Raw genomic sequence first — 24,330 nt, 5'->3', positions numbered from 1 at the left:
TACCGGCTGTCGTGCCGATTACCGTCCGTCACCCGAACCGAGCGTTCGAACACACCCCGTTACATCCGACCGGGACCCCTCGCTTTTTTCGTCCGCTGCGACATTTTGCCCGAGGGCAATTTTGTCCTTACGCGGCGCATGGAAAGGCCGCAGAATCAGCGTTGGAAAGCATTGACCCAGGTCATGGCGCGTTGCATTGACCCCCTGCTTTCTACATACTTGCGGCCGATTTTAATCCTAATAAAACACCCAAACCGTGGAACCTTAGAATGAGCACAGCAATCAGTCCGACTGCTTATAACTATAAGGTAGTCCGCCAGTTCGCCATCATGACGGTGGTCTGGGGGATCCTTGGCATGGGGCTCGGTGTCTTCATCGCCTCGCAACTGGTCTGGCCGGAGTTGAATTTCGGTCTGCCGTGGACGAGCTTTGGACGCTTGCGCCCGTTGCACACAAACCTGGTGATTTTCGCCTTCGGTGGTTGTGCACTGTTTGCCACTTCCTACTATGTCGTGCAGCGAACCTGCCAGACGCGACTGATTTCCGACAGCCTCGCGGCCTTCACCTTCTGGGGATGGCAAGCGGTGATCGTCGGCGCGATCATTACCTTGCCGCTGGGTTACACCACCACCAAGGAATACGCGGAACTGGAATGGCCCCTCGCCATTCTGCTGGCCATTGTCTGGGTCACCTACGGTCTGGTGTTCTTCGGCACCATCACCAAGCGCAAGACCAAGCACATCTATGTCGGTAACTGGTTCTACGGTGCGTTCATCGTGGTGACCGCGATGCTGCACATCGTCAACCACATGTCGCTGCCGGTCAGCCTGTTCAAGTCCTACTCGGCTTACTCGGGCGCCACCGACGCGATGATCCAGTGGTGGTACGGCCACAACGCCGTGGGCTTCTTCCTGACCACCGGTTTTCTGGGGATGATGTACTACTTCGTGCCGAAACAGGCCGAACGTCCAATCTACTCGTATCGTCTGTCGATCGTGCACTTCTGGGCGCTGATCACCCTGTACATCTGGGCCGGCCCGCACCACCTGCACTACACCGCGCTGCCGGACTGGGCACAATCGCTGGGCATGGCGATGTCGATCATCCTGCTGGCGCCAAGCTGGGGCGGCATGATCAACGGCATGATGACCCTGTCGGGCGCCTGGCATAAGCTGCGCACCGACCCGATCCTGCGTTTCCTCGTGGTATCGCTGGCGTTCTACGGCATGTCGACCTTCGAAGGTCCGATGATGGCGATCAAGACCGTCAACTCGCTCTCGCACTACACCGACTGGACCATCGGCCACGTACACGCCGGCGCGCTCGGTTGGGTGGCGATGATCTCGATCGGCGCGATCTACCACATGATCCCGAAACTGTTCGGCCGTGCGCAGATGCACAGCACCGGCCTGATCAACGCGCACTTCTGGCTCGCGACCATCGGTACCGTGCTGTACATCGCTTCGATGTGGGTCAACGGCATCACTCAGGGTCTGATGTGGCGTGCAATCAACGACGACGGCACCCTCACCTACTCGTTCGTCGAAGCCCTGCAGGCCAGCCACCCTGGCTACATCGTTCGTGCCCTGGGCGGTGCGTTCTTCGCCAGCGGCATGTTCCTGATGGCCTACAACGTGTGGCGCACCGTTCGCGCCTCGGACCCGGCTGAAGCTGAAGCCGCCGCCAAGATCGCCGTAGTTGGAGCTCACTGATGAAGCATGAAGCTGTCGAGAAGAATATTGGCCTGCTGGCCTTCTTCATGGTCATCGCCGTCAGCGTCGGTGGCCTGACCCAAATCGTTCCGCTGTTCTTCCAGGACGTCACCAACAAGCCGGTCGAAGGCATGAAGCCGCGCACCGCCCTTGAACTGGAAGGCCGCGACGTTTACATCGCCAACGGCTGTGTCGGCTGCCACTCGCAGATGATCCGTCCGTTCCGTGCCGAAACCGAACGCTACGGCCACTACTCGGTCGCCGGTGAAAGCGTCTGGGATCACCCGTTCCTGTGGGGTTCCAAACGTACCGGCCCGGACCTGGCCCGCGTCGGCGGTCGTTACTCCGATGACTGGCAGCGTGCGCACTTGTACAACCCGCGCAACGTGGTGCCTGAGTCGAAAATGCCGGCCTACCCGTTCCTCGTAGAAAACAAGCTCGACGGCAAAGACACAGCCAAGAAAATGGAAGTGTTGCGCACGCTCGGCGTCCCTTACACCGACGAAGACATTGCCGGTGCAAAAGACGCTGTGAAGGGTAAAACCGAAATGGACGCGCTGGTGGCCTATCTGCAAGGCCTGGGCACCATCATCAAAAGCAAACGGTGATCTAGATGGATATCGGGATGATTCGAGGCCTGGGCACCGTTGTCGTGATGGTTGCCTTCATCGGCCTGGCGTTGTGGGTGTTCAGCCCCAAGCGCAAGTCGGAGTTTGAAGACGCGACCTTGCTGCCCTTCGCGGATGATCCCGAAGCCATCAAGCACGTCGAGCAAGCTTCTAGGAGTAACAAAGAATGACTACATTCTGGAGTCTGTACGTCACAGTCCTCAGTCTCGGTACGATCTTTTCCCTGACCTGGCTGTTGCTGTCGACCCGCAAGGGCCAGCGCAGCGAACAGACGGACGAGACGGTCGGCCACTCCTTCGACGGGATCGAGGAGTACGACAACCCGCTGCCGAAATGGTGGTTCATGCTGTTCGTGGGCACCATCGTGTTCGCATTGGGTTATCTGGTGCTGTACCCGGGACTGGGCAACTGGAAAGGTCTGCTGCCGGGCTACAACTACCTCGATAACGAGAAGCAGACGGCGTTCGCCAACGGCCAGACCGGCTGGACCGGCGTTCACGAGTGGGAAAAGGAAATGGCTCGCTCGGACGCCAAGTTCGGTCCGATCTTCGCCAAGTTCGCTGCGATGCCGATCGAAGAAGTGGCCAAGGACCCGCAAGCCCTGAAGATGGGGGGCCGCCTGTTCGCCTCCAACTGCTCGGTCTGCCACGGTTCCGACGCCAAGGGCGCTTATGGCTTCCCTAACCTGACCGACGCCGACTGGCGCTGGGGCGGCGAACCGGAAACCATCAAGACCACCATCATGGGCGGTCGTCACGCCGTGATGCCGGCCTGGGCTGAAGTGATCGGTGAACAAGGCGTGGCCGACGTGGCCGCGTTCGTGCTGACCAATCTGGATGGCCGCAAGCTGCCGGAAGGCACCAAGGCAGATCCGGCCAACGGCCAGAAACTGTTCGCCGCCAACTGCGTGGCGTGCCACGGTCCGGAGGGCAAAGGCACCCCGGCAATGGGCGCCCCGAACCTGACCCACCCGGCCGCGTTTATCTACGGTTCGAGCTTCGCGCAACTGCAGCAGACCATCCGTTACGGCCGTCAGGGCCAGATGCCTGCCCAGGAACAACTGCAAGGCAACGACAAGGTTCACCTGCTGGCGGCTTACGTTTACAGCCTGTCCCACGGTGAAAAACCAGCGGAAGCCGAGGCCCAGTAAGGCCGACGCTTGAAACAAAAAATGGCCCCGCCAATGAAAATTGGCGGGGCCTTTTTGTTTCTGCCCTTTGAATGGCCGACCAGCGATCAGGCTCGTAAGATCTTCCCGGTTGTGAGATGCCAGAAGCAGTAGTAACGTTGCTACATATCTTTTTCAGGAGAGGTCGCAATGATGGCCATCACCACCATTTCCAGCCGCGAATTCAATCAGGACACAAGCAGTGCCAAAAAAGCCGCGCGCAACGGGCCGGTAATCATCACCGACCGTGGCAAGCCCGCCCACGTACTGCTAAGCATCGAGGAGTACGAAAAACTCACCGGCCTCAACGCGAGCATTGTCGATCTGCTGGTCATGCCTGAAGCGGCAGACATCGAGTTCGAAACCGAGCGTGCCGTAATCACTCACCGCCCCGTGGATCTGTCCTGAATGTATTTGCTCGACACCAATGTGATTTCCGAGCTGCGCAAACCCCAGGCCGACAGGAACGTTGTCGCCTGGGCCAGAACAGTCATTGCCCCTCGCCTGTTCATCTCGGCCATTACCTTGAAGGAACTGGAGACCGGCGTCCTTCGCATGGAGCGCCGCGACCCGGCTCAAGGCAAGGTTCTGCGCACCTGGCTCAAGCGCCACGTGATGCCAGCCTTCGACGCGCGAATCCTGCCGGTCGATGCCGCCGTCGCCCTGCGCTGCGCCCGCATCCATGTGCCGGATCAAGCCAATGAAAGTGATGCGTTGATCGCAGCGACGGCGCTGGTTCATGGGTTGACCGTCGTTACGCGCAATGTGACCGGCTTTGAATCCAGCGGTGTTGCACTGATCAATCCGTGGGAATGAAAGCCCCGCATTGCAGCTTCACATCTCGCAACTGAAATTCGTTGGGCACATTGGCTGGCAAGCGATAACGTCCTCCGGCAGCCGATGCGCTGCGACCTCACGACTCATCTTGGAAGGAAGCCATACGATGAACGAACAACATCATAGCCAGGACACAGATCAGCCGATTCAAACGGATGAACAGACGCCACAAAATGATGCGACCAATAGCGACAACCTGAAACGACAAAAACGCTCCGTCATGGGCGAAGGTTCAGCCAAGAAAAAAAAGGGCTCCGGCGGAATGGATAGCCTTGGCGGCGGCCGGATAGTGTGACCGACCTATGAAAGCGGCTGCGTCTGCTCTTGTGCAGCGCAGCTGCCACGATGTCAGCAGTGCCTATCGTCTATAGTCAATTGATCTGCATCATGCTTTGTTACATTCGCTACACCATTCATGATTTTTCCCCAACGCGACCAAAGGTCGCACCCGTTCGTCGGTAGTACAGGCGTATCATTGGGCCACTGCAACACCCCTTTCTGACCCCGGCCGGCACGTATCGACCGAGGCATTTTTCCACTGCCGTGGGATGCAATGATGAGCAACCAGATTCCGGTACACGACGTCACGCCCCCCAACAAGAACGCGAACAACAGCGTCGACCTTTACGCCTCTCGAGAAAAAATCTACACCCGTGCTTTCACCGGCCTGTTCCGCAATCTGCGGATGATGGGCGGTGCTGCCTTGTTCCTGCTGTATTTCGGTACGGTGTGGCTGAACTGGGGCGGCCATCAGGCCGTGTGGTGGAACCTGCCGGAACGCAAGTTCTTCATTTTCGGCGCGACCTTCTGGCCGCAGGATTTCATTCTGCTTTCCGGGCTGCTGATCATTGCGGCGTTCGGTCTGTTCTTCATCACTGTCTATGCCGGCCGGGTCTGGTGTGGTTACACCTGTCCGCAAAGTGTGTGGACGTGGATTTTCATGTGGTGCGAGAAGGTCACCGAAGGTGACCGCAACCAGCGTATCAAGCTCGACAAGGCGCCGATGAGCGCCAACAAGTTCCTGCGCAAGTTCGCCAAGCACGCCATGTGGCTGTTGATCGGCTTCGTCACCGGCATGACCTTCGTCGGCTATTTCTCGCCGATTCGTGAACTGGTGTTCGACTTCTTCACAGGCCAGGCCGATGGCTGGTCGTATTTCTGGGTCGGCTTCTTCACCCTCGCCACCTACGGCAACGCCGGCTGGTTGCGTGAGCAGGTGTGCATCTACATGTGCCCGTATGCGCGCTTCCAGAGCGTGATGTTCGACAAGGACACACTGATCGTTTCCTATGACCCGCGTCGCGGCGAAAGCCGTGGCCCGCGCAAGAAAGGCGTCGACTACAAGGCCCAGGGCCTGGGTGACTGCATCGATTGCACCATGTGCGTCCAGGTCTGCCCGACCGGCATCGACATCCGCGACGGCCTGCAGATCGAGTGCATCGGTTGCGCCGCATGCATCGACGCCTGCGACAGCATCATGGACAAGATGGATTACCCGCGCGGGTTGATCAGCTACACCACCGAACACAACTTGTCCGGGCAGAAAACCCATAAACTGCGTCCGCGCCTGATCGGTTATGCCGTGGTGCTGCTGGCAATGATCAGCCTGTTGGTGACCGCCTTCTTCATGCGTTCGCTGGTGGGTTTCGACGTCAGCAAGGACCGCGTGCTGTACCGCGAAAACGCCGAAGGCCGGATCGAAAACGTCTACAGCCTGAAGATCATGAACAAGGATCAGCGCGACCACACCTATGTGCTGGAAGCCGCCGGTTTGCCGGATCTGCGTCTGCAAGGCAAACGCGAGATCAAGGTGCCGGCCGGGGAAATCTTCAGCATGCCGGTCGAGTTGTCGAGTGCGCCTGAACAATTGCCATCGAGCACCAACGAGGTGAAATTCATCCTCAAGGATGCCGATGACGACAGCGTCCACGTAGAAGCCAAGAGCCGTTTCATCGGCCCACAAAATCGTTGAGAGAACTGAACATGCCCGCAGCAAACGCCGCAAGTCCCTGGTACAAGCACCTTTGGCCATGGATCATCATCGGGATTCTGGCCTGTTCGGTGACCCTGACGCTGTCCATGGTGACCATCGCGGTGAACAACCCGGACAACCTGGTCAACGACAACTACTACGAGGCCGGCAAGGGCATCAACCGTTCGCTGGATCGTGAGCTGCTGGCGCAGACTCTGAAGATGCGCGCCGCCGTGCATCTGGATGACGTCACCGGTGAAGTCGACCTGCGCCTGAGCGGCGACAGCCAGCCGAAAACCCTGGAACTGAACCTGATCTCGCCGACCCAGCCGGAGAAGGATCGCAAGATCGTCCTGGCGCGCAGCGAGACTGAAACGGGCCGCTATATTGGCCAGTTGAGCGACAAGATCGAAGGCCGGCGTTTTGTTGAATTGCTGGGTACTCAGGACGATCACGTGTGGCGGATGTTCGAGGAAGAGCTGGTCAGCCACGACAAAGATTTGTTGCTGGGTGATGAGCCGCTGCAAGGCGCCGAAGACCTGAAGAAGTGAATCAAGATCAAAAGCCCCTCACCCTAACCCTCTCCCGGAGGGAGAGGGGACTGATCTCGGACGCTTGCACGCGCCATGTATGCCAGTGACGATGTCGGTGACTGAACCCATTTTTCCGGCCCACATCAATCGGCTCCCTCTCCCAGTGAAGAGGTGGCTGATCTCGGGTGTTTGCATAATCGATGTACGCCAGTGACGATAGCGCTGACTGAAACCATTAATCCGGCCACCACCGATCGGCTCCCTCTCCCTCCGGGAGAGGGCTGGGGTGAGGGCAAGCGGACCACTCGATTCCAAGGGTTTATCCCCTCGACAATGCCATGACCACTCCACTCCCCTGCTACCACTGCGCCCTGCCCGTCCCGTCCGGCAGCCGCTTCACCGCCGTCGTGCTCGGGGAGTCCCGCGAGTTCTGCTGCCCCGGCTGCCAGGCGGTGGCCGAAGCCATCGTCGCCGGTGGGCTGGAAAGCTATTACCAGCATCGCAGCGAAGCCTCGGCCAACCCCGAAGCGCTGCCGGTGCAACTGGTCGATGAGCTCGAGCTGTACGACCGCGCCGACGTCCAGCAACCCTTCGTGCGCCACGAAGGCGAACTGGCCGAAACCACGCTGCTGATGGAAGGCATCAGTTGCGCCGCCTGCGGCTGGCTGATCGAGAAACACCTGCGCACGCTGCCCGCCGTGGCCGAGGCGCGGCTCAATCTGTCCAATCATCGCCTGCATGTGCGCTGGGCTGACGCTCAGTTGCCACTGAGCCAGATCCTCGGCGAACTGCGCCACATCGGTTACGCCGCGCACCCATATCATGCCGACCGCGCCAGCGAACAACTGGCCAGCGAAAATCGCCTCGCCTTGCGCCAACTCGGCGTCGCCGGGCTGCTGTGGTTCCAGGCGATGATGGCGACCATGGCGACCTGGCCGGAATTCAACATCGACCTCAGCCCGGAGCTGCACACCATCCTGCGCTGGGTCGCGCTGTTCCTCACCACGCCGATTGTGTTCTACAGCTGCGCGCCGTTTTTCAAGGGCGCCATGCGCGACTTGCGTACCCGTCACCTGACCATGGACGTCTCGGTTTCACTGGCGATCGGTGCGGCGTATGTCGCCGGGATCTGGACCTCGATTACCGGGGTCGGCGAGCTGTATTTCGACGCGGTGGGCATGTTCGCGCTGTTCCTGCTCGCCGGGCGCTACCTCGAACGCCGCGCCCGCGAGCGCACCGCCGCTGCCACCGCGCAATTGGTCAATCTGCTGCCCGCCTCCTGTCTGCGTCTCGACGATGCAGGCCAAAGTGAACGCATCCTGCTCAGCGAACTGCGCCTCGGTGACCGGGTGCTGGTTCAACCGGGCTCGGTGCTGCCAGCGGACGGCAGGATCCTCGATGGCCAGTCGAGCATCGACGAATCGGTGCTGACCGGCGAATACCTGCCGCAACCGCGCGCCAAAGGCGATGCGGTCACCGCCGGCACGCTGAACGTGGAAGGCGCGCTGACCGTCGAGGTGCAGGCGCTCGGTCAAGACACGCGACTGTCGGCCATCGTCCGCCTGCTGGATCGCGCCCAGGCGGAAAAACCACGGCTGGCGGAAATCGCCGACCGCGCTGCGCAGTGGTTTCTGTTGTTGTCATTGATCGCGGCAGCCGCCATCGGCCTGCTGTGGTGGGAACTGGATTCGTCGCGGGCGTTCTGGATCGTCCTCGCCATGCTGGTTGCAACCTGCCCGTGCGCGCTGTCGCTGGCGACACCAACCGCCCTCACCGCCGCCACCGGCACCCTGCACAAACTCGGTCTGCTGCTGACACGCGGCCATGTGCTGGAAGGCCTGAACCAGATCGACACGGTGATTTTCGACAAGACCGGCACCCTCACCGAAGGCCGACTGGTGCTGCGCTCGATCCGCCCCCTCGGCGCCCTCGAAAGCGATCAGTGCCTGAGTCTGGCCGCAGCGCTGGAAAACCGTTCGGAACACCCGATTGCCCGCGCCTTCGGTCGCGCGCCGCTGGCCGCCGAAGATGTCCACAGCACGCCGGGCCTGGGGCTTGAAGGGATGGTTGGCGAACAGCGTTTGCGCATCGGTCAGGCGGAGTTTGTCTGCGACCTCAGCGGCGCTCCGGTGCCCTCGATGCCGAAGGAACCGGGGCAATGGTTGCTGCTCGGTGACCGTCAGGGGCCGCTGGCCTGGTTCGCCCTCGACGACCGTTTGCGCGACGACGCTCCTGCCCTGCTCGCGGCGTGCAAGGCACGCGGCTGGCGTACGCTGCTGCTGTCGGGCGACAGTTCGCCGATGGTCGCCAGTGTCGCTGCCGAACTGGGCATCGACGAGGCCCGTGGCGGTCTGCGCCCGGACGACAAGCTGCAAGTGCTGCAACAACTGCACAAGGACGGCCGCAAGGTGTTGATGCTCGGCGACGGGGTCAACGACGTGCCGGTGCTGGCTGCCGCCGACATCAGCGTGGCCATGGGCTCGGCCACTGATCTGGCGAAAACCAGTGCCGATGCGGTGTTGCTGTCCAATCGCCTCGACGCCTTGGTACAAGCCTTCACGCTGGCCCGCCGCACCCGTCGGGTGATCATCGAGAACCTGTTGTGGGCCGCGCTGTACAATGGCCTCATGTTGCCGTTCGCCGCCCTCGGCTGGATCACTCCGGTGTGGGCCGCCGTCGGCATGTCGATCAGTTCGCTGACCGTGGTGCTCAACGCCCTGCGCCTGACTCGCCTGCCGAGTGCGCCGGCCGTCAACGCCTCGTCAGAAACCCGCCCGCTGCCGGCCTGAGCCGCGCGGGCATGGAGTACAGATGCCAGCTCTCTACGTGATGATTCCGGCCGCGCTGCTGATCGTGGCCATCGCCGTCTACATCTTCTTCTGGGCGGTGGACAGCGGCCAGTACGACGACCTCGACGGCCCGGCCCACAGCATCCTGTTCGACGACCAGGACCCGAACCACACCGCCGCAGTGGACGAAGCCAACCCGGCCAAACCGGACGACAAGGCGCCACCCCATGCTTGAACTGGCGCCGCTGCTGGTGTCTGCGTTGATTCTCGGCCTGCTCGGCGGCGGGCATTGCCTGGGCATGTGCGGCGGTCTGATGGGCGCGCTGACCCTGGCGATTCCCAAGGAACAACGCAGCCGACGCTTTCGATTGCTGCTGGCCTATAACCTTGGGCGAATCCTCAGTTATGCCACGGCGGGACTGCTGATCGGACTGGCGGGATGGGCCGTGGCCAACAGCCCTGCGGCGTTGTTCATGCGCGTGCTCGCCGGGTTGCTGCTGATCGCCATGGGCCTGTATCTGGCGGGCTGGTGGAGCGGCCTGACCCGCATCGAAAGCCTGGGTCGCGGACTGTGGCGCTACATTCAGCCTGTCGCCAATCGCTTGCTGCCGGTGTCGAGCCTGTCTCGCGCTTTACTGCTCGGCGCACTGTGGGGCTGGCTGCCGTGCGGGCTGGTTTACAGCACGCTGTTGTGGTCGGCCAGTCAGGGTAATGCACTCGACAGCGCCTTGCTGATGCTCGCTTTCGGGCTCGGCACCTGGCCGGTTTTACTCGCGACAGGCCTCGCGGCCGAACGAGTGACGGCGCTGTTGCGCAAACGCAGCGTGCGCATGGCCGGCGGTCTGCTGGTGATCCTGTTCGGCATCTGGACCCTGCCGGGGCCGCACCAGCACTGGCTGATGGGCCACTGATCCCGTTGATGCAAATCAAGACGCCTTTTTGTGCCCTCCCCTAGACTCGGCACACTGCCAGCCTATCCGGGGGAATGCCCGCATGCTCGACGCCATTCGTTGGGACACCGATTTGATCCGCCGCTACGACCTGGCGGGGCCGCGCTACACCTCGTACCCGACGGCCGTGCAATTTCACAGTCAGGTCGGCACCTTCGACCTGTTCCACGCCCTGCGCGACAGCCGCAAGGCCCTGCGCCCGTTGTCGCTGTATGTGCACGTGCCGTTCTGCGCGAACATCTGCTACTACTGCGCTTGCAACAAGGTCATCACCAAGGATCGCGGCCGCGCGTTGCCGTACCTGCAACGGCTCGAGCAGGAAATCCAGCTGATCGCCTGCCACCTCGACCCGGCGCAGAAAGTCGAGCAACTGCACTTCGGCGGCGGTACGCCGACCTTTCTCAGCCACGATGAGTTGCGCCAGTTGATGGCGCACCTGCGCAAGCATTTCAATCTGCTGGACGATGACTCCGGCGATTACGGCATCGAGATCGATCCGCGCGAAGCCGACTGGTCGACCATGGGCCTGTTGCGCGAACTGGGCTTCAACCGGGTCAGTATCGGCCTGCAGGATCTCGATCCGGCGGTGCAACGAGCGGTCAATCGCCTGCAAAGCCTGGAAGAAACCCGTGCGGTGATCGACGCGGCGCGGACCCTGCAATTTCGCTCGATCAACATCGATTTGATCTACGGCCTGCCCAAGCAGACCCCGGACAATTTCGCCCGCACCGTCGAGGAAGTTATCAGCCTGCAACCGGACCGGCTCTCGGTTTTCAACTACGCGCACCTGCCGGAACGCTTCATGCCGCAACGGCGAATCAACGGCAACGAACTGCCGAGCCCTGCGCAGAAACTGGAAATGCTCCAGCGCACCATCGAACAACTGACCGCCGCCGGTTACCGCTACATCGGCATGGACCACTTCGCCCTGCCCGACGATGAACTGGCGATTGCTCAGGAAGAATCGACCCTGCAACGCAATTTCCAGGGCTACACCACCCACGGTCATTGCGACCTGATCGGCCTGGGCGTGTCGGCCATCAGCCAGATCGGCGATCTTTACTGCCAGAACAGCAGCGATCTCAATCACTACCAGAACACCCTCGCTGGCGCGCAACTCGCCACCAGCCGAGGTCTGGTGTGCAACGCTGACGATCGCTTGCGCCGGGCGGTGATCCAGCAACTGATCTGCAATTTCAGCCTGGATTTCGCCGAGATCGAGCGCAGCTTCAATATCGATTTTCAGGGTTACTTCGGCGCGCTCTGGCCGCAATTGCAGGGCATGGCACAGGACGGGCTGATCGAACTGGATCGCGAGCGCATCACCGTGCTGCCGGCCGGGCGCCTGCTGGTGCGTTCGGTGTGCATGGTGTTCGACGCCTACCTGGAACAGCAAAACCGCCAGCGTTTCTCGCGGGTGATTTAGCTCTTCATCAGCAGCGAGTTGGTTTTCAGGTTCTGGTCAGCGGTCAGACCCGATTGGTCGATGACTTTGGCCAGGGACAGATTGGCAGTAATCAGGCCGTTATTGAGGGCGGAGATGGCGCCTTTGAGCGCAGCAATCTTGGCGAAGCGCTCTTCGTTGGAGAGAGTCTTGTTGGCCATCAGCGCGTTGATCTGGGCGTTCTTCTCGGCGATCTGCTGGCGAAACTTGCGAATCATCTTCAGCAATTGCTGGACGTTCTCCGGCAGGCCGCTTTCTTCGATATCGCGGTTTTTCCCGCCGTAACCGGCGGATTTTGCAATGGCGGCACCGGACAGCGACACTTTGACGCCCTCGACCAAGGTCGGGCTTCCCAAAGACGCCGCGTCTGTGCCGGACTCATCGTCAACGGAGGTTTCAGCACTTTCCAGCAACGACGCAACGCCACTGTTACCGGGGGTCAGCGTACCAATAGCAGTCATCGTAGCGGTTCCTTGCATACCGTCAGATACCTGTTTATCGGCCGTCATCCCTGCGGCTTTATGCCGTGGGGGCAATCTCGCCACAGACTGGCCTGAATGTCCTCCGCTGGGTTACCCTTACGCCTTATGTGTGTTTTCCCACAAGGATTTAAGAAATGTCCGAGCCAGTTAAACTGCGCGCTCACAACCAGGCTAATTGCAAGGATTGCAGCCTGGCCCCTCTCTGCCTGCCACTTTCGCTGAATCTGGAAGACATGGATGCGCTGGACGAAATCGTTAAACGTGGCCGCCCGTTGAAAAAGGGTGAGTTCCTGTTCCGTCAGGGCGACACTTTCGATTCCGTTTATGCAGTACGCTCCGGCGCCCTGAAGACCTTCAGCCTGAGCGACACCGGCGAAGAGCAACTGACCGGTTTCCACCTTCCGAGCGAACTGGTCGGGCTGTCCGGCATGGACACCGAGAAACACCCGGTTTCGGCCCAAGCGCTGGAAACCACTTCGGTCTGCGAGATTCCGTTCGAACGCCTCGACGACCTCGCCCTGCAATTGCCGCAGTTGCGCCGTCAGTTGATGCGCGTGATGAGCCGGGAAATCCGCGACGACCAGCAAATGATGTTGCTGCTGTCCAAGAAAACCGCCGACGAGCGCATCGCCACGTTTCTGGTCAACCTGTCGGCGCGTTTCCGCGCTCGCGGCTTCTCGGCCAACCAGTTCCGCCTGAGCATGTCGCGCAATGAAATCGGCAACTACCTGGGGCTGGCGGTGGAAACCGTGTCCCGGGTCTTCACCCGCTTCCAGCAAAACGAACTGATCGCCGCCGAGGGCAAGGAAATCCATATCCTCGACCCGATCCAGCTCTGCGCCCTGGCCGGCGGCTCGCTCGAAGTCTGATCTCGACCCGCGGCCGAGCGTATCGTTTCAGCCGCGGGTATACTGCGCCGTTTGCAGCCCTGCCAGGACACCTCGACGATGGTCTTCGACTCCTTCGACATCAAATCCCTGATCCGCCCCGTGATCGACTTCCCGAAACCGGGCGTGATCTTTCGCGACATCACCCCGCTGTTCCAGTCGCCCAAGGCCCTGCGTCTGGTGATGGACAGCTTCGCCCACCGTTACGTGGAAGCCGACTTCACCCACATCGGCGCGATGGATGCGCGCGGTTTCCTGATCGGTTCGGTGCTGGCCTATCAGTTGAACAAGCCGCTGGTGCTGTTCCGCAAGCAAGGCAAACTGCCGGCGGACGTGCTGGCTGAAGGTTACGCGACCGAGTACGGCGAAGCGTTCCTCGAAGTGCACGCCGACAGCCTGTGTGAAGGCGATTCGGTGGTGATGTTCGATGACCTGATCGCCACCGGCGGCACGCTGATCGCAGCGGCCAACCTGATCCGCCGCATGGGCGCCCGTGTTCACGAAGCGGCGGCGATCATCGATCTGCCGGAGCTGGGTGGTTCGCAGCGTCTTGAGGACATGGGGATTCCGACGTTCTGCCTGACGCAGTTTGCCCTGACTGACAAGTAAGCGGCGCCTGCCATTACGCCTTCGCGAGCAAGCCCGCTCCCACATTCGACCGCATTCCCCTGATGGAACACGATCAAATGTGGGAGCGGGCTTGCTCGCGAAAGGGCCACCAGCGTCACCCCAAAATCTAAAGCCCCATCTGCTTGCTGATGATCTCGTTCATCACTTCCCGCGTCCCGCCGCCAATCGACAAGATGCGGTTATCCCGGTACAGCCGCTCCACCAGGCTTTCGCGCATATAACCCAGCCCGCCAAGAATCTGCACCGCCTCGTTGGTGATGCGGTCCGAGGTGTCCGTGGCGAAGTTCTTGGCCATGGAGATTTCCTTGATCACGCTCTGCCCCGCCGCCATCTTCGCCGCCTGCCGGTAGGTGAACTCCCGCGAGACTTCCAGCGCCGTGGCCATTTCCGCGAGGCGATGCTTGATCACCTGAAACTTGCCGATGGGTTTGCCGAACGCTTCACGGTCCTTCGCCCACTTCAGGCTTTCTTCCAGCGCCAGTTGCGCGGTCATGTTGGCCATCAGCGCCAACGCCAGACGTTCGCTCTGGAAGTTGCCCATGATGCAGGCAAAACCCATGTTTTCAGCGCCGATCAGGTTTCCCACAGGCACCCGGCAATCGTCGAAGAACAATTCAGCGGTGTCCGACGCCCACCAGCCCATTTTCTTAAGCTGCCGGCCGACGGTGAAACCCGGAGTGCCCTTCTCGATCAACAGCAGGCTGATGCCGCCAAAACCGGGCGCACCGGTGCGCACCGCGACGGTGTAGTAATCGGCGCGCACGCCACTGGTGATAAAGGTTTTGCTGCCGCTGACCCGGTAATGGTCGCCGTCGCGTACGGCGCGGGTCTGCAGGTTGGCGACGTCGGAACCGCCGCCCGGTTCGGTGACGGCCAAGGCGCTGATTTTCTCGCCGCTGAGCACTTGGGGGACGACGCGGTCACGGACTTCGGGCCGGGCCCATTTGACGATCGGCGGCAAACCGATATCGAGCGAGCCAAGCCCGGCCACCAGCCCGCCGGAGCCGCAGCGCATCAGTTCTTCGCTGGCGGCGATCTTGGCGAACAGATCACCTTCGTGACTGCCACCCAGCGCTTCGGGATAACCGATGCCGAGGATGCCGGCCGCACCGGCCTTGAGGTACAGCTCACGGGGGAAGCTTTCGGCTTCTTCCCACGCATCGATGTCTGGCAGGATCTCGCGTTCGACGAAACGTCTGACGCTGTCGCGGACCATTTGGTGGCTGGGGTCGAAGTATTCCTGGAAGGCGGGCATCGGCGAACTCCATGGAAGGGTTCGCCGAACTTAACCGAGCGCTTGCTTGGTTTTCAACCGGATTGTGTGGCTCAGAGGGAAATCGGCTTGCGCCCGGCAAACGAGTGAGCCAGCGTGCCGCCGTCCACCAACTCCAGTTCGCCGCCCAACGGCACGCCATGGGCGATGCGCGAGGCGATCAAACCTTTGTTCTGCAGCAACTGGGCGATGTAGTGCGCCGTCGCTTCGCCTTCCACGGTCGGGTTGGTGGCAAGGATGACTTCGGTGAAGGTGCCCGCCTCTTCGATCCGCGCCATCAGTTGCGGAATGCCGATGGCTTCCGGGCCCAGGCCGTCCAGCGGCGACAGGTGCCCCTTGAGCACGAAGTAACGGCCACGGAATCCGGTCTGCTCGACCGCGTAGACATCCATCGGCCCTTCCACCACGCACAACAGCGTGTCGTCGCGGCGGGTGTCGGCGCATTGCGGGCACAGATCGTCCTCGGTCAGCGTGCGGCACTGGCGGCAGTGCCCGACCCCTTCCATGGCCTGGCTCAAGGCCTGGGCCAGGCGCGTACCGCCACTGCGGTCACGTTCGAGCAACTGCAACGCCATACGCTGGGCAGTTTTCTGACCCACGCCCGGCAAAGTTCGCAGGGCGTCGATCAGTTGGCGAATCAATGGGCTGAAGCTCATGGGGAAAAAGTCCGACAAAACAACGAGACGCGGTTTATACCCGCGCCTCCGGCCAGCGTCAAATCCTCAGTCCTGTGCAACCTTCACCACCAGTTTGCCGAAGTTGCGCCCCTCCAGCAGCCCGATAAACGCCTGCGGCGCCTGCTCCAGGCCCTCCACCACGTCCTCGCGGAATTTGACCTTGCCGTCGCGCACCCACGGCACCATCGCGCTGATGAATTCCGGCTGACGGTCGCCGTAGTCGTCGAACACGATGAAGCCCTGAATCCGTACGCGCTTGGTCAGCAAGGTGCGTTGCAAGGCGGGCAAACGATCCGGGCCTTTCGGCGCTTCCGAGGCGTTGTAGCCGGCGATCAGGCCGCACAGCGGGATCCGCGCCTTGGGATTGAGCAGCGGGACGACCGCATCGAAGACATGGCCACCGACGTTTTCGTAATAGATGTCGATGCCATTGGGACAGGCCTTGGCCAGTTGCTCGGCGAAGTCCGGTGCCTTGTGATCGATGCAGGCGTCGAAGCCCAGCTCCTCGACCACGTATTTGCACTTCTCGGCACCACCGGCCACGCCAACGGCGCGCAGGCCTTTGATCTTCGCTACCTGGCCGACCACCGAGCCCACTGCGCCGGAAGCGGCGGCGACCACCAGGGTTTCGCCCTCTTTCGGCTGGCCGATGTCCATCAGGCCCATGTAGGCGGTCATGCCGGGCATGCCCAGCACGCCGAGGGCCATCGACGGGCTCGGCAGGCCGGACGGAATCGGGATGATGTTGCGGCCATCGCTGATGCTGTGGCTTTGCCAACCCGTGGCACCGACGACCAGATCGCCGGGGTGGAATTTCGGATGACGCGACTGTTCGACCCGGCTGACAGCGCCGCCGGTCATGACCTCGCCGATTTGTACCGGCGCCGCGTAGGACGGCGCGTCACTCATGCGCCCGCGCATGTAGGGATCGAGCGACAGGTACAGGGTCTTGAGCAACACCTGGCCGTCTTCAAGGTCCGGCAGCGCCTCGCGCTCCAGACGGAAGTTCTCGGGCGTCGGCGCGCCCACCGGCCGCGAGGCCAGGACGAAGCGTTGGTTGAGGGTCAGAGGGTCGGACATGTCAGCGTCTCCTTTGAATGATGAATTCGAGGGTATAGGAAGCAGACCCTTGGGGCGGTGGGGTGTTCGATGTTTATTCCGGCAAATCGTGTTGACGCTTTCGCGAGCAAGCCCGCTCCCACATTTGAAATGCAATCCCATGTGGGAGCGGGCTTGCTCGCGAAGGCGTCATTACAGCCAACACATCTCTACCGGCCAGAAACAAAAATGCCAGGCGCACTGCCTGGCATTTTGTGTAGCTCATCTGTCGCCGGATGGCGAATCAGAACGGCAGTTTCATACCGGCCGGCAGGTTCATGCCAGCGGTCATGCTGCCCATTTTCGCCTGGCTGTTGGCTTCGATCTGACGCACAGCGGCGTTGACGGCAGCGGCCACCAGATCCTCGACCACTTCGCGATCGTCTTCATCCAGGCCCGGCAGTACGCTCGGGTCAATGCTGACTTTTTTCACGTCATGACGACCGGTCATTACCACGGTGACCAGATCGCCACCGGCTTTGCCGGTGACTTCGGCGTTGGCCAGTTCTTCCTGCATCTTGGCCATTTTTTCCTGCATCTGCTGCGCCTGCTTCATCAGGCCGGCCATGCCACCTTTCATCATGGGAATCACCTCAAAAGTACTTGGATCAAAACAGCGCCCGGCCATACAGGCCGGACGCCCTCAGTTATTAGCCCTGACTGACCAGGGCGTCGACAGGTTCAATAGTATCGTGTCGCACGACCGCACCGAACTGCTGCACCATCTGCTGGATGAACGGATCACCGTGGATCGATTCCTCCGCCTCGCGCTGACGGTTGGCACGGCGCCGGGACGCGGCCTGGGCCGGGGTTTCCTGCTCGGGCTTGATCAGCTCGATGGTCAGGGTCAGCGTGCGCCCATGGAACTGGTTCAGCGCATCGTTCAGACGACGCTGCTGAGTGGCGTTGAACAAGGCGCTGTGGGCCGGGTCCAGGTGCATCAGCCAGTTGTCGCCATCGACCGCGATCAGCGTGCAGTTGGCGGCGATGCTACCGGTCATGCCCGAAATCGGCAGTTGCGGGAACAGCTCCAGCCATTGCAGGGCCAGACCGGTGGCCGGCGCGGCGGCAGGTTCCGGCTCGGGTTCAGGGGCCGGTTCTGCGGCGTGTTCACTGGCCAGATCGTCGAGGTAACTGTAGGCCGAATCCATGTCCGGCTCGATGTAGTCCTCATCGAGCGGCGGCTCGTCGTCCATGTCCATGCCCGGTGTGGCGGCATCGACTTCGGCGACCGACGGTTCGGGGATCGGCGCGGCGGCCCATTCCGGGGCGTCCGGCACGACGCTGTCCGGGGTCGGCAGCGGCATCGGTGGCAAATCAGGTTGTTCGGCGGTGGTTTCCAGTACAGGCTCGACGGCTGGCTGCTGCACAGGCGCTGGCTCTACCGGGTCGTTCCACGGCAGGTCGACGACTTCTTCGTCGGCGACCGGCTCGGGCTCTGGCTCAGGAACGGGATCAGGCGCAATCACCGGGGCAGCCGGTGCAGGCTCGGGAGCCGGCGCAGGTGCAACCACCGGCGCGGGCGCGGGCGCAACAGCCGCAGCAACTACCGGCGCAGGTTTCGGCGCGGCAGCCACTGAGTTTGCGGAATCAACTGTGGCCTGGCTGATCCCCACTGGCTTTAGCGGTTGCCTCGGGGCGTCCGCCGTGTCTGCCGGCCGGAAGGCCAGCATCCGCAGCAGGACCATTTCGAAACCGCCTCGCGGGTCCGGCGCCAGCGGCAAGTCGCGGCGACCGATCAGGCCCATCTGGTAATAGAACTGCACGTCTTCGGCCGGCAAGGCCTGGGCCAGCGCCAACACCCGGTCACGGTCGCCGTGGCCGTTGTCGACACCTTCCGGCAAGGCCTGGGCGATGGCGACGCGGTGCAGCACGTTGAGAATTTCCGAGAGCACGCCGTTCCAGTCCGGGCCCTGTTCGGCCAGATGACGCACGGCTTCGAGCAATGCCTTGGCATCGCCTTCGATCAGCGCATGCAGCACGTCGTAAACCTGGCCGTGATCCAGCGTACCGAGCATCGCCCGCACGTCGGCGGCCAGCACCTTGCCTTCACCGAAGGCGATGGCCTGATCGGTCAGGCTCATGGCGTCACGCATCGAACCGTCGGCTGCGCGGCCGAGCAGCCACAGGGCGTCGTCTTCGAACGGTACGTTTTCGGCGCCCAGAACGTGGGTCAGATGCTCGACCACCCGCTCAGGCGTCATGTTCTTCAGGGAGAACTGCAGGCATCGCGACAAAATCGTTGCCGGAAGTTTCTGCGGGTCGGTGGTCGCCAGGATGAACTTGACGTAGGGCGGCGGCTCTTCGAGGGTCTTCAGCAGCGCATTGAAGGAATGGCTGGAGAGCATGTGCACTTCGTCGATCAGGTAGACCTTGAAGCGCCCGCGGCTCGGGGCGTACTGCACGTTGTCGAGCAGCTCGCGGGTGTCCTCGACCTTGGTCCGGCTCGCGGCGTCGATCTCGATCAGGTCGACGAAACGACCTTCATCGATCTCGCGGCACACCGAACACTCGCCGCACGGGCTTGAAGTGATACCTGTTTCACAGTTCAGGCATTTGGCGATGATCCGCGCAATCGTGGTCTTGCCGACGCCCCGCGTACCGGTGAACAGGTAGGCGTGGTGCAGGCGCTGGCTGTCCAAGGCATTGATCAGAGCCTTGAGCACATGGGTCTGGCCGACCATTTCGCGGAACGAGCGCGGACGCCATTTACGTGCAAGAACCTGATAACTCATCGAAAACCGTCGCGGCAAAGGAAGCAGAAGCGGCTAATGCTAGCGGAGCAAGGGCAAAATTGCATCCGGTGTGCTCGTCTATTCTGGCTAAGCTGCATGAGCGAGGGCTTTTGTCGGCTCGGGATCGGGAATTACCGGAGCGTTTATGCGGTGGGCCGTGGGGGCATTACTGGGATTGAGCCTGAGCGCGATGGCGTCGCAACCGCCGCTGCGCTTCGTCGTCGCCGACAGCTGGGCGATGCCGATGGTGCAGATCGAACGCGGCCGCCCGACCCAGGGCATCCTCTACGACATGATGCTCAGCCTGGCGACTCAGGTCGGCGTGCCGGCGCAATTTCACGTCCTGCCCCGCGCCCGGGTGCAGAACGCCATGGAACACGGCGAAGTCGACGTGCGCTGCTATGCCGCACAATCGTGGCTGCCGAACCTGTCCGGGGATTACATCTGGAGCATCCCGCTGTTCTTCCAGCGCGACCTGCTGATCAGCCGTCAGGATCAACCAACCAGCGCCGATCCGGCCCACCTGCCCCGCCAGTCGATCGGCACCGTGCTCGGCTACAGCTACCCCACGCTGCAACCCATATTCGACGCTGACCGGTTATGGCGCGAGGACGCGCGCAATCAGGAGCAGGTGCTCGACAAACTGCTGGCCGGCCGTTACCGCTACGCCGTCAGCAATCAATGGACCTTGGACTGGTTCAACCAGCGCCTGCTGCCGGGGCAACAACTGCAAGCGGTGGCGGTGCTGCAGGAGCAGAAGATCGGCTGCTATGTGCGCAATGACCCGAATGTGCCGGTGCAGCGGATATTGAGGACGTTGCTGCGGATGAAAATGTCGGGGGAGATTGATGACATTATCCGGTTGTATACCGGTGGGTCGGGCGGCGAACCGTGAGCCAGACCCTCAATGCCCCGCCGTATCACGAAATTGCTGGTACTCGTGATACTCGACCCACGCCACCACATCGTACGGCACGTAAAGCCTCAGCCTGGCGCGGGAGATGGCAATGTACACGGCGCAGATCCGCTGATCGAACGCGTAGGCGTCCTTGAATTTCTCGTTGGTCAGCAACCCCGGCGTCAGCAGGACCTTGTCGAACTCCATGCCCCCCGCCTCTTCCGCGAGCATCAACAGGCAGCCGTTGCCGGCGTTGTCGATCATTCGGTTCAGGCGCGTCAGGTCGGCAATCATGAAGCCGTTTTCCAGCTTGGCCCTGACCCGCAGAAACGACTCGTCGAACCGGTTGGCGTCACACACGGCTTGCCAGTCAGGCAGATCGCTGAAGTACGGATGCACGCCGTTTTCGCTGAATTCGGAACGGTAGAAATCCGGTTTGAACAACTCGATGGCGGTGGCCATGAAATGCTTGAGTTCGTCCTGGGTGCGCTTGTCCGGGAATCTGAATTTGCAGTTGGAATCGTGCAAGTGGATGGCCCAGATCATCGTGTCCCACGGCGATGCCGTCAGCACCACACAACCTTCGGATGGCACGAAGCCTTCCGGGTACTCCTTGATAACGACGTCAGCATCGCTGGCGCCTTCGAACGGGATCTTGCCCTTCTGCGAATGCCGGGCGATCAGCGGATTGACCAGCCGTTCGACGTTGCGACCCGAGCGCACGGAATAGCTGATATCGCTTTGGCGCACCTCACGGTGCCGTTTGACCGGCACGCCGCTGGCCTGTTGGTACTCGTCGCCGAGGGTGATCAGCACCTGACGACCACGTTCGATGATCTGCAACAGCGATCCGGGAATGTCCTGGCTCTCGTCGATCAGCACGTGCGTGTAGCGCGCCGGTACCACGCAGCCGGCGATGCAGGCCCGCTTGATCATCAATAGAGCTTCGAAGCCGGTCTGGCTGCCCCACGCCGGATTGAGTTCGAGAAAGCCCCACACCCGGCTCGAGTACTCCAGCAACACCTGAGCGTCCACGCTGGAGAGCGGCTGGTTGAAGTGCGGCAGATGCTTTGCGGAAAAGGTGTGATCGCGGAAACGGCAGTAGCGCTCGATCACTTTGAGGCAAAGCTCAAGGGTCGCCTGCCCGTCGTGATGGCGAAAACCGAAAATATTCAGCTCCTGCGCCAGCGCCTGTCGGGTCGGGATCCGCCCTCCCTCCGCCTGAGGCCTGCGACCGAGCATCAGCGACTGCGCAAACGCCAGGAAGGTCTTGCCGGCCTTCTTCTCGCTCGGCCCCACCATGCGCTGGCGAAGAACTTCGAGCTTGGCCGGGGTACGCGCCAGTAACAGGGTCTTTTCCGGGCGCAGATGCTCCAGCAAGGCGACCAGCAGATGGCTTTTGCCGATCCCCGCGTAGCCTTGAACGTGCAGGTCTTCGTCCAGATTCGCGCGGAAGGTTCTGACCAGTTTGTCCTGTGCCGGGCTCAACCAGCGCTCGCGGTAACGGGGCGTCACTATCGGCTGGCTGAACGGGTCATGGCTGCGATGGCGCCGGACTTTGTATTCGAAATCCCACTGGCCATCGGGCAATAGGTAATCGCGTGCCGATATTTCTTCGGCCAACAGAAAACGCAGGTTCAGAGGGTTAAGGACCTTCAGGCCGAAATACAGTTTGCGCGGGTCGAACAGTCGCTGAGCCTCCGACAGCAGACTCGCCGTCGCTGACTGACGTTTTTCGGCAGCCCAGGACAAGAGCTTTGCCAGAATTTTCTCTGCCGCCACGGCGCCGAGATCCTGCTCTTTCGTCTGCACCAGATTCTGGATGACCAGCACCGCCGCCAATTCCGGATCGGTCAGGCTTTCGAGCGCTTTTGCGCCACCGGTCTGCAACAGGTTCGCGCAGGTTTCATCCGTAACGGGCAAGAACACAGGGCTGGATAAATCGGAATGTTCCGGGAGCATAAAACCTCGCGACCAGGGCACAAACCCTAAGGTCGATCCCGGCCAGACTCTTCATTTATTTCGGTGGCTGCGAGTATGCGCGATTGCAGGGGAAATGATTACCCCGTGTCGGCGCACTCGAGAGCATGAGGTTTGGGTACGAACCGCCAAATCGCAGGCATAAAAAAACCGCAGTGGGCGAAACCCATGCAGTTCGGTGTTGACTCGTTCGATGTTCGTTAAGGTGGTAACCCTACCAGCCACACCCCGGCACACAATGTTCCCGCTGTGGCTGCTGCCTTCCGGCTCTGACCAGGTTCACGGGTAATCGTTGCGGGGGGACCGATAGGGTCACCATAACGACACTCGCCTGTCGGCGAGCCGCGCCATTGTACCTATCTGAGACGAAGTTACAACCGCTGGTTGAAGATTAAAAATATGAAGGGCTTCAAGCACTTGCTATTGCGCTTGAAGTACTTCGTCTGCGCGGCCACCCTCCTGCTGGATCACCAGATGAATGAAGTGCAGCTTGGCGATCGCCGCCGGCGGCAGGACGAAGGGATAGAAATCCGGCTGGCCCATGCTGCGCGACAGTTCGTTGAGCATGCCGGCCAGTTCGATCCATGCGTTGACGAACGACAGGAACGCCGCGCCGCCGGGATGTTCGGGGTCGTACAGCGTGCTCGACGGAAACGGCTGGTAATCGAGGTCCATCTCCCGGGCGCTCATACCGAAACCCAGCGCGGTATCCACCGCGTCCATCATGTGCAGGTAATGGGCCCAGGTTTCCGCCCAGTCTTCCCACGGGTGCATGGTGGCGTAGGCGCTGACGTAATGCTGCGCCCAGTCCGCCGGTGCGCCCTGCTGATAATGCCGCTCCAGCGCCTCGGCATAACTGGCGCGCTCATCGCCGAACAGGTTGCGGAATGAACCGAGCCACGGGCCGTTGTCGATCAGGCGATCCCAGTAGTAATGCCCGACCTCATGGCGAAAATGCCCGAGCAACGTGCGATAGGGTTCGTGCATCTGCGCCCTGACCTGCTCGCGGTGGGCGTCGTCGGCTTCTGCGATGTCGAGGGTGATCAGGCCGTTGGCGTGGCCGGTCATGGGCGCGTTGCCTTGCAGATCGACGCCGATGAAATCAAAGGCCAGGCCGGTGGCTTCGTCGACGGTTTTCGGGACGACCGGCAGACCGAGGCTGATCAGTTGCGCCACCAGTCGGCGCTTGGCGATTTCCACCTTGCGCCAGCGCTCGGGGTTTTCCGGGACGGACAGATCGGGAATGGTGCGATTCAGATCGCAGGCCGCGCACAGGGTGTTGTGATCGCTGGCGGGCAGCAGCCAGTTGCAGGCCGCCGGAGTGTCGAGATTGGCGCAGCGCCGGAACAGCCCGGCCTCGGGGTCGGCGTCCAGCGTCCAGGTGCCCTCTTGCGGCCCCGGTTGCAGCGACGTCAGCCGACTGTGCTCCGGTTGATAACCCAGCGCCGCGTTGCAGGCCAGGCACTGGCTGTTGCGAAAGAACAGCGATTGGCCGCAACGGCACGGCCAGACTTTGCTGTTGCGCGAAGATTCGCCCATGAACGGCGCGACGATGCGGGAACTGAGTTGCTCGAAAAAGCGGTACATGGCGATCTCTCCCTTGGGCTTGCCAAGACTAGATCATTCCCGCCCAAAG

The 24,330-nt window shown here is 61.5% G+C and carries 24 protein-coding genes and 1 other RNA gene; 16 read left to right on the top strand and 9 right to left on the bottom strand.

The features are described from left to right. The first annotated feature begins 269 nt into the window (after positions 1-269). The 13 genes from ccoN (at position 270) to hemN (ending at position 12,016) form a co-directional block, all read left to right on the top strand. Complete coding sequence (gene ccoN / locus QR290_RS10675; RefSeq protein ID WP_011333288.1) at positions 270-1,712, top strand: cytochrome-c oxidase, cbb3-type subunit I; 1,443 nt, start codon at positions 270-272, stop codon at positions 1,710-1,712. Next, positions 1,712-2,320 (top strand): cytochrome-c oxidase, cbb3-type subunit II, encoded by a 609-nt coding sequence (gene ccoO, locus QR290_RS10670; RefSeq protein WP_007905434.1) that lies wholly within the window; start codon positions 1,712-1,714, stop codon positions 2,318-2,320. Before ccoN ends, ccoO begins: the two co-directional genes overlap by 1 nt. A 5-nt stretch (positions 2,321-2,325) precedes the next feature. Further along, positions 2,326-2,511, top strand: coding sequence for a CcoQ/FixQ family Cbb3-type cytochrome c oxidase assembly chaperone (locus QR290_RS10665; protein ID WP_003175465.1), 186 nt, complete (start codon positions 2,326-2,328; stop codon positions 2,509-2,511). After that, positions 2,508-3,491 carry a cytochrome-c oxidase, cbb3-type subunit III gene (gene ccoP / locus QR290_RS10660; protein WP_289204856.1) on the top strand — a complete coding sequence of 328 codons (984 nt, stop codon included), beginning with the start codon at positions 2,508-2,510 and terminating at the stop codon, positions 3,489-3,491. Before QR290_RS10665 ends, ccoP begins: the two co-directional genes overlap by 4 nt. A gap of 171 nt (positions 3,492-3,662) precedes the next feature. Further along, positions 3,663-3,917 (top strand): type II toxin-antitoxin system Phd/YefM family antitoxin, encoded by a 255-nt coding sequence (locus QR290_RS10655; RefSeq protein ID WP_039770179.1) that lies wholly within the window; start codon positions 3,663-3,665, stop codon positions 3,915-3,917. Next, positions 3,918-4,325, top strand: a complete 408-nt coding sequence (locus QR290_RS10650; RefSeq protein ID WP_115077160.1) for a type II toxin-antitoxin system VapC family toxin — start codon at positions 3,918-3,920, stop codon at positions 4,323-4,325. It abuts the gene before it with no gap. Between the two features lie 127 nt (positions 4,326-4,452). Next, positions 4,453-4,641 carry a hypothetical protein gene (locus tag QR290_RS10645; RefSeq protein ID WP_289204855.1) on the top strand — a complete coding sequence of 63 codons (189 nt, stop codon included), beginning with the start codon at positions 4,453-4,455 and terminating at the stop codon, positions 4,639-4,641. A gap of 261 nt (positions 4,642-4,902) precedes the next feature. Next, positions 4,903-6,318, top strand: a complete 1,416-nt coding sequence (gene ccoG, locus QR290_RS10640; RefSeq protein ID WP_115077158.1) for a cytochrome c oxidase accessory protein CcoG — start codon at positions 4,903-4,905, stop codon at positions 6,316-6,318. An 11-nt stretch (positions 6,319-6,329) separates the two neighbouring features. Then, positions 6,330-6,869, top strand: a complete 540-nt coding sequence (locus tag QR290_RS10635) for a FixH family protein (protein WP_007951661.1) — start codon at positions 6,330-6,332, stop codon at positions 6,867-6,869. 320 nt (positions 6,870-7,189) lie between these two features. Beyond that, positions 7,190-9,640, top strand: coding sequence for a heavy metal translocating P-type ATPase (locus QR290_RS10630; RefSeq protein WP_289204854.1), 2,451 nt, complete (start codon positions 7,190-7,192; stop codon positions 9,638-9,640). A 22-nt stretch (positions 9,641-9,662) separates the two neighbouring features. Further along, the gene (ccoS, locus tag QR290_RS10625; RefSeq protein ID WP_007951659.1) at positions 9,663-9,875 is read left to right on the top strand and encodes a cbb3-type cytochrome oxidase assembly protein CcoS; all 213 of its coding nucleotides are present in this window, start codon (positions 9,663-9,665) and stop codon (positions 9,873-9,875) included. Further along, a complete protein-coding gene (locus tag QR290_RS10620; RefSeq protein WP_289204853.1) occupies positions 9,868-10,551 on the top strand; it encodes a sulfite exporter TauE/SafE family protein in 684 nt (227 codons plus the stop codon). The genes ccoS and QR290_RS10620 overlap by 8 nt, the downstream gene beginning before the upstream one ends. 82 nt (positions 10,552-10,633) lie before the next feature. After that, entirely contained in the window at positions 10,634-12,016 is a 1,383-nt protein-coding gene (hemN, locus tag QR290_RS10615; protein WP_011333280.1) for an oxygen-independent coproporphyrinogen III oxidase, read from the top strand. Here hemN and QR290_RS10610 read toward each other — a convergent pair. Beyond that, complete coding sequence (locus tag QR290_RS10610; RefSeq protein ID WP_115077155.1) at positions 12,013-12,495, bottom strand: hypothetical protein; 483 nt, start codon at positions 12,493-12,495, stop codon at positions 12,013-12,015. The genes hemN and QR290_RS10610 overlap by 4 nt on opposite strands. A gap of 155 nt (positions 12,496-12,650) precedes the next feature. Here QR290_RS10610 and fnr point away from each other — a divergent pair, with 155 nt between their 5' ends. After that, positions 12,651-13,385, top strand: coding sequence for a fumarate/nitrate reduction transcriptional regulator Fnr (gene fnr / locus QR290_RS10605; protein ID WP_289204852.1), 735 nt, complete (start codon positions 12,651-12,653; stop codon positions 13,383-13,385). Positions 13,386-13,463: 78 nt separating this feature from the next. Continuing rightward, positions 13,464-14,012 carry an adenine phosphoribosyltransferase gene (locus QR290_RS10600; RefSeq protein WP_003223345.1) on the top strand — a complete coding sequence of 183 codons (549 nt, stop codon included), beginning with the start codon at positions 13,464-13,466 and terminating at the stop codon, positions 14,010-14,012. A gap of 127 nt (positions 14,013-14,139) precedes the next feature. Here the strand turns inward: QR290_RS10600 and QR290_RS10595 are convergent, their stop codons facing one another. From QR290_RS10595 to dnaX, 5 genes are all read right to left on the bottom strand, one after another. Further along, positions 14,140-15,288 carry an acyl-CoA dehydrogenase family protein gene (locus QR290_RS10595; protein WP_289204851.1) on the bottom strand — a complete coding sequence of 383 codons (1,149 nt, stop codon included), beginning with the start codon at positions 15,286-15,288 and terminating at the stop codon, positions 14,140-14,142. 71 nt (positions 15,289-15,359) lie between these two features. After that, positions 15,360-15,962, bottom strand: coding sequence for a recombination mediator RecR (recR, locus tag QR290_RS10590; RefSeq protein WP_007951652.1), 603 nt, complete (start codon positions 15,960-15,962; stop codon positions 15,360-15,362). 66 nt (positions 15,963-16,028) lie between these two features. Further along, positions 16,029-17,063 carry an NADP-dependent oxidoreductase gene (locus QR290_RS10585; RefSeq protein WP_289204850.1) on the bottom strand — a complete coding sequence of 345 codons (1,035 nt, stop codon included), beginning with the start codon at positions 17,061-17,063 and terminating at the stop codon, positions 16,029-16,031. Between the two features lie 262 nt (positions 17,064-17,325). After that, on the bottom strand, positions 17,326-17,664 hold the full coding sequence (locus QR290_RS10580; RefSeq protein ID WP_007951650.1) for a YbaB/EbfC family nucleoid-associated protein: 339 nt from the start codon (positions 17,662-17,664) through the stop codon (positions 17,326-17,328). Between the two features lie 67 nt (positions 17,665-17,731). After that, positions 17,732-19,816, bottom strand: a complete 2,085-nt coding sequence (gene dnaX, locus QR290_RS10575; protein ID WP_289204849.1) for a DNA polymerase III subunit gamma/tau — start codon at positions 19,814-19,816, stop codon at positions 17,732-17,734. A 145-nt stretch (positions 19,817-19,961) separates the two neighbouring features. Here dnaX and QR290_RS10570 point away from each other — a divergent pair, with 145 nt between their 5' ends. Beyond that, positions 19,962-20,711, top strand: coding sequence for a substrate-binding periplasmic protein (locus QR290_RS10570; RefSeq protein WP_289204848.1), 750 nt, complete (start codon positions 19,962-19,964; stop codon positions 20,709-20,711). A gap of 9 nt (positions 20,712-20,720) precedes the next feature. On the opposite strand, the gene QR290_RS10565 is transcribed toward QR290_RS10570, so the two are convergent. The 3 genes from QR290_RS10565 to QR290_RS10555 form a co-directional block, all read right to left on the bottom strand. After that, the gene (locus QR290_RS10565) at positions 20,721-22,676 is read right to left on the bottom strand and encodes a hypothetical protein (RefSeq protein ID WP_289204847.1); all 1,956 of its coding nucleotides are present in this window, start codon (positions 22,674-22,676) and stop codon (positions 20,721-20,723) included. A gap of 230 nt (positions 22,677-22,906) precedes the next feature. Then, an RNA gene (ffs, locus tag QR290_RS10560) (signal recognition particle sRNA small type) lies at positions 22,907-23,003 on the bottom strand. A 111-nt stretch (positions 23,004-23,114) separates the two neighbouring features. Beyond that, on the bottom strand, positions 23,115-24,281 hold the full coding sequence (locus tag QR290_RS10555) for a zinc-binding metallopeptidase family protein (RefSeq protein WP_289204846.1): 1,167 nt from the start codon (positions 24,279-24,281) through the stop codon (positions 23,115-23,117). Between the last annotated feature and the right edge of the window lie 49 nt (positions 24,282-24,330).

This window comes from Pseudomonas fluorescens (assembly GCF_030344995.1).
In the GTDB taxonomy this organism is placed as follows: domain Bacteria; phylum Pseudomonadota; class Gammaproteobacteria; order Pseudomonadales; family Pseudomonadaceae; genus Aquipseudomonas; species Aquipseudomonas fluorescens_BF.
This window is presented reverse-complemented; position numbering and strand designations above follow the sequence as displayed.

What these genes read in the sequence shown, in the direction of transcription:
- recR (WP_007951652.1), bottom strand. Translation starts at nt 15,962, where the DNA reads ATGAGCTTCAGCCCATTGATTCGCCAACTGATCGACGCCCTGCGAACT.
- QR290_RS10630 (WP_289204854.1), top strand. Translation starts at nt 7,190, where the DNA reads ATGACCACTCCACTCCCCTGCTACCACTGCGCCCTGCCCGTCCCGTCC.
- QR290_RS10565 (WP_289204847.1), bottom strand. Translation starts at nt 22,676, where the DNA reads ATGCTCCCGGAACATTCCGATTTATCCAGCCCTGTGTTCTTGCCCGTT.
- QR290_RS10585 (WP_289204850.1), bottom strand. Translation starts at nt 17,063, where the DNA reads ATGTCCGACCCTCTGACCCTCAACCAACGCTTCGTCCTGGCCTCGCGG.
- QR290_RS10595 (WP_289204851.1), bottom strand. Translation starts at nt 15,288, where the DNA reads ATGCCCGCCTTCCAGGAATACTTCGACCCCAGCCACCAAATGGTCCGC.
- ccoO (WP_007905434.1), top strand. Translation starts at nt 1,712, where the DNA reads ATGAAGCATGAAGCTGTCGAGAAGAATATTGGCCTGCTGGCCTTCTTC.
- ccoP (WP_289204856.1), top strand. Translation starts at nt 2,508, where the DNA reads ATGACTACATTCTGGAGTCTGTACGTCACAGTCCTCAGTCTCGGTACG.
- fnr (WP_289204852.1), top strand. Translation starts at nt 12,651, where the DNA reads ATGTCCGAGCCAGTTAAACTGCGCGCTCACAACCAGGCTAATTGCAAG.
- QR290_RS10600 (WP_003223345.1), top strand. Translation starts at nt 13,464, where the DNA reads ATGGTCTTCGACTCCTTCGACATCAAATCCCTGATCCGCCCCGTGATC.
- QR290_RS10635 (WP_007951661.1), top strand. Translation starts at nt 6,330, where the DNA reads ATGCCCGCAGCAAACGCCGCAAGTCCCTGGTACAAGCACCTTTGGCCA.
- ccoN (WP_011333288.1), top strand. Translation starts at nt 270, where the DNA reads ATGAGCACAGCAATCAGTCCGACTGCTTATAACTATAAGGTAGTCCGC.
- QR290_RS10570 (WP_289204848.1), top strand. Translation starts at nt 19,962, where the DNA reads ATGCGGTGGGCCGTGGGGGCATTACTGGGATTGAGCCTGAGCGCGATG.
- QR290_RS10610 (WP_115077155.1), bottom strand. Translation starts at nt 12,495, where the DNA reads ATGACTGCTATTGGTACGCTGACCCCCGGTAACAGTGGCGTTGCGTCG.
- QR290_RS10665 (WP_003175465.1), top strand. Translation starts at nt 2,326, where the DNA reads ATGGATATCGGGATGATTCGAGGCCTGGGCACCGTTGTCGTGATGGTT.
- dnaX (WP_289204849.1), bottom strand. Translation starts at nt 19,816, where the DNA reads ATGAGTTATCAGGTTCTTGCACGTAAATGGCGTCCGCGCTCGTTCCGC.
- hemN (WP_011333280.1), top strand. Translation starts at nt 10,634, where the DNA reads ATGCTCGACGCCATTCGTTGGGACACCGATTTGATCCGCCGCTACGAC.
- QR290_RS10650 (WP_115077160.1), top strand. Translation starts at nt 3,918, where the DNA reads ATGTATTTGCTCGACACCAATGTGATTTCCGAGCTGCGCAAACCCCAG.
- ccoG (WP_115077158.1), top strand. Translation starts at nt 4,903, where the DNA reads ATGAGCAACCAGATTCCGGTACACGACGTCACGCCCCCCAACAAGAAC.
- ccoS (WP_007951659.1), top strand. Translation starts at nt 9,663, where the DNA reads ATGCCAGCTCTCTACGTGATGATTCCGGCCGCGCTGCTGATCGTGGCC.
- QR290_RS10655 (WP_039770179.1), top strand. Translation starts at nt 3,663, where the DNA reads ATGGCCATCACCACCATTTCCAGCCGCGAATTCAATCAGGACACAAGC.
- QR290_RS10645 (WP_289204855.1), top strand. Translation starts at nt 4,453, where the DNA reads ATGAACGAACAACATCATAGCCAGGACACAGATCAGCCGATTCAAACG.
- QR290_RS10555 (WP_289204846.1), bottom strand. Translation starts at nt 24,281, where the DNA reads ATGTACCGCTTTTTCGAGCAACTCAGTTCCCGCATCGTCGCGCCGTTC.
- QR290_RS10620 (WP_289204853.1), top strand. Translation starts at nt 9,868, where the DNA reads ATGCTTGAACTGGCGCCGCTGCTGGTGTCTGCGTTGATTCTCGGCCTG.
- QR290_RS10580 (WP_007951650.1), bottom strand. Translation starts at nt 17,664, where the DNA reads ATGATGAAAGGTGGCATGGCCGGCCTGATGAAGCAGGCGCAGCAGATG.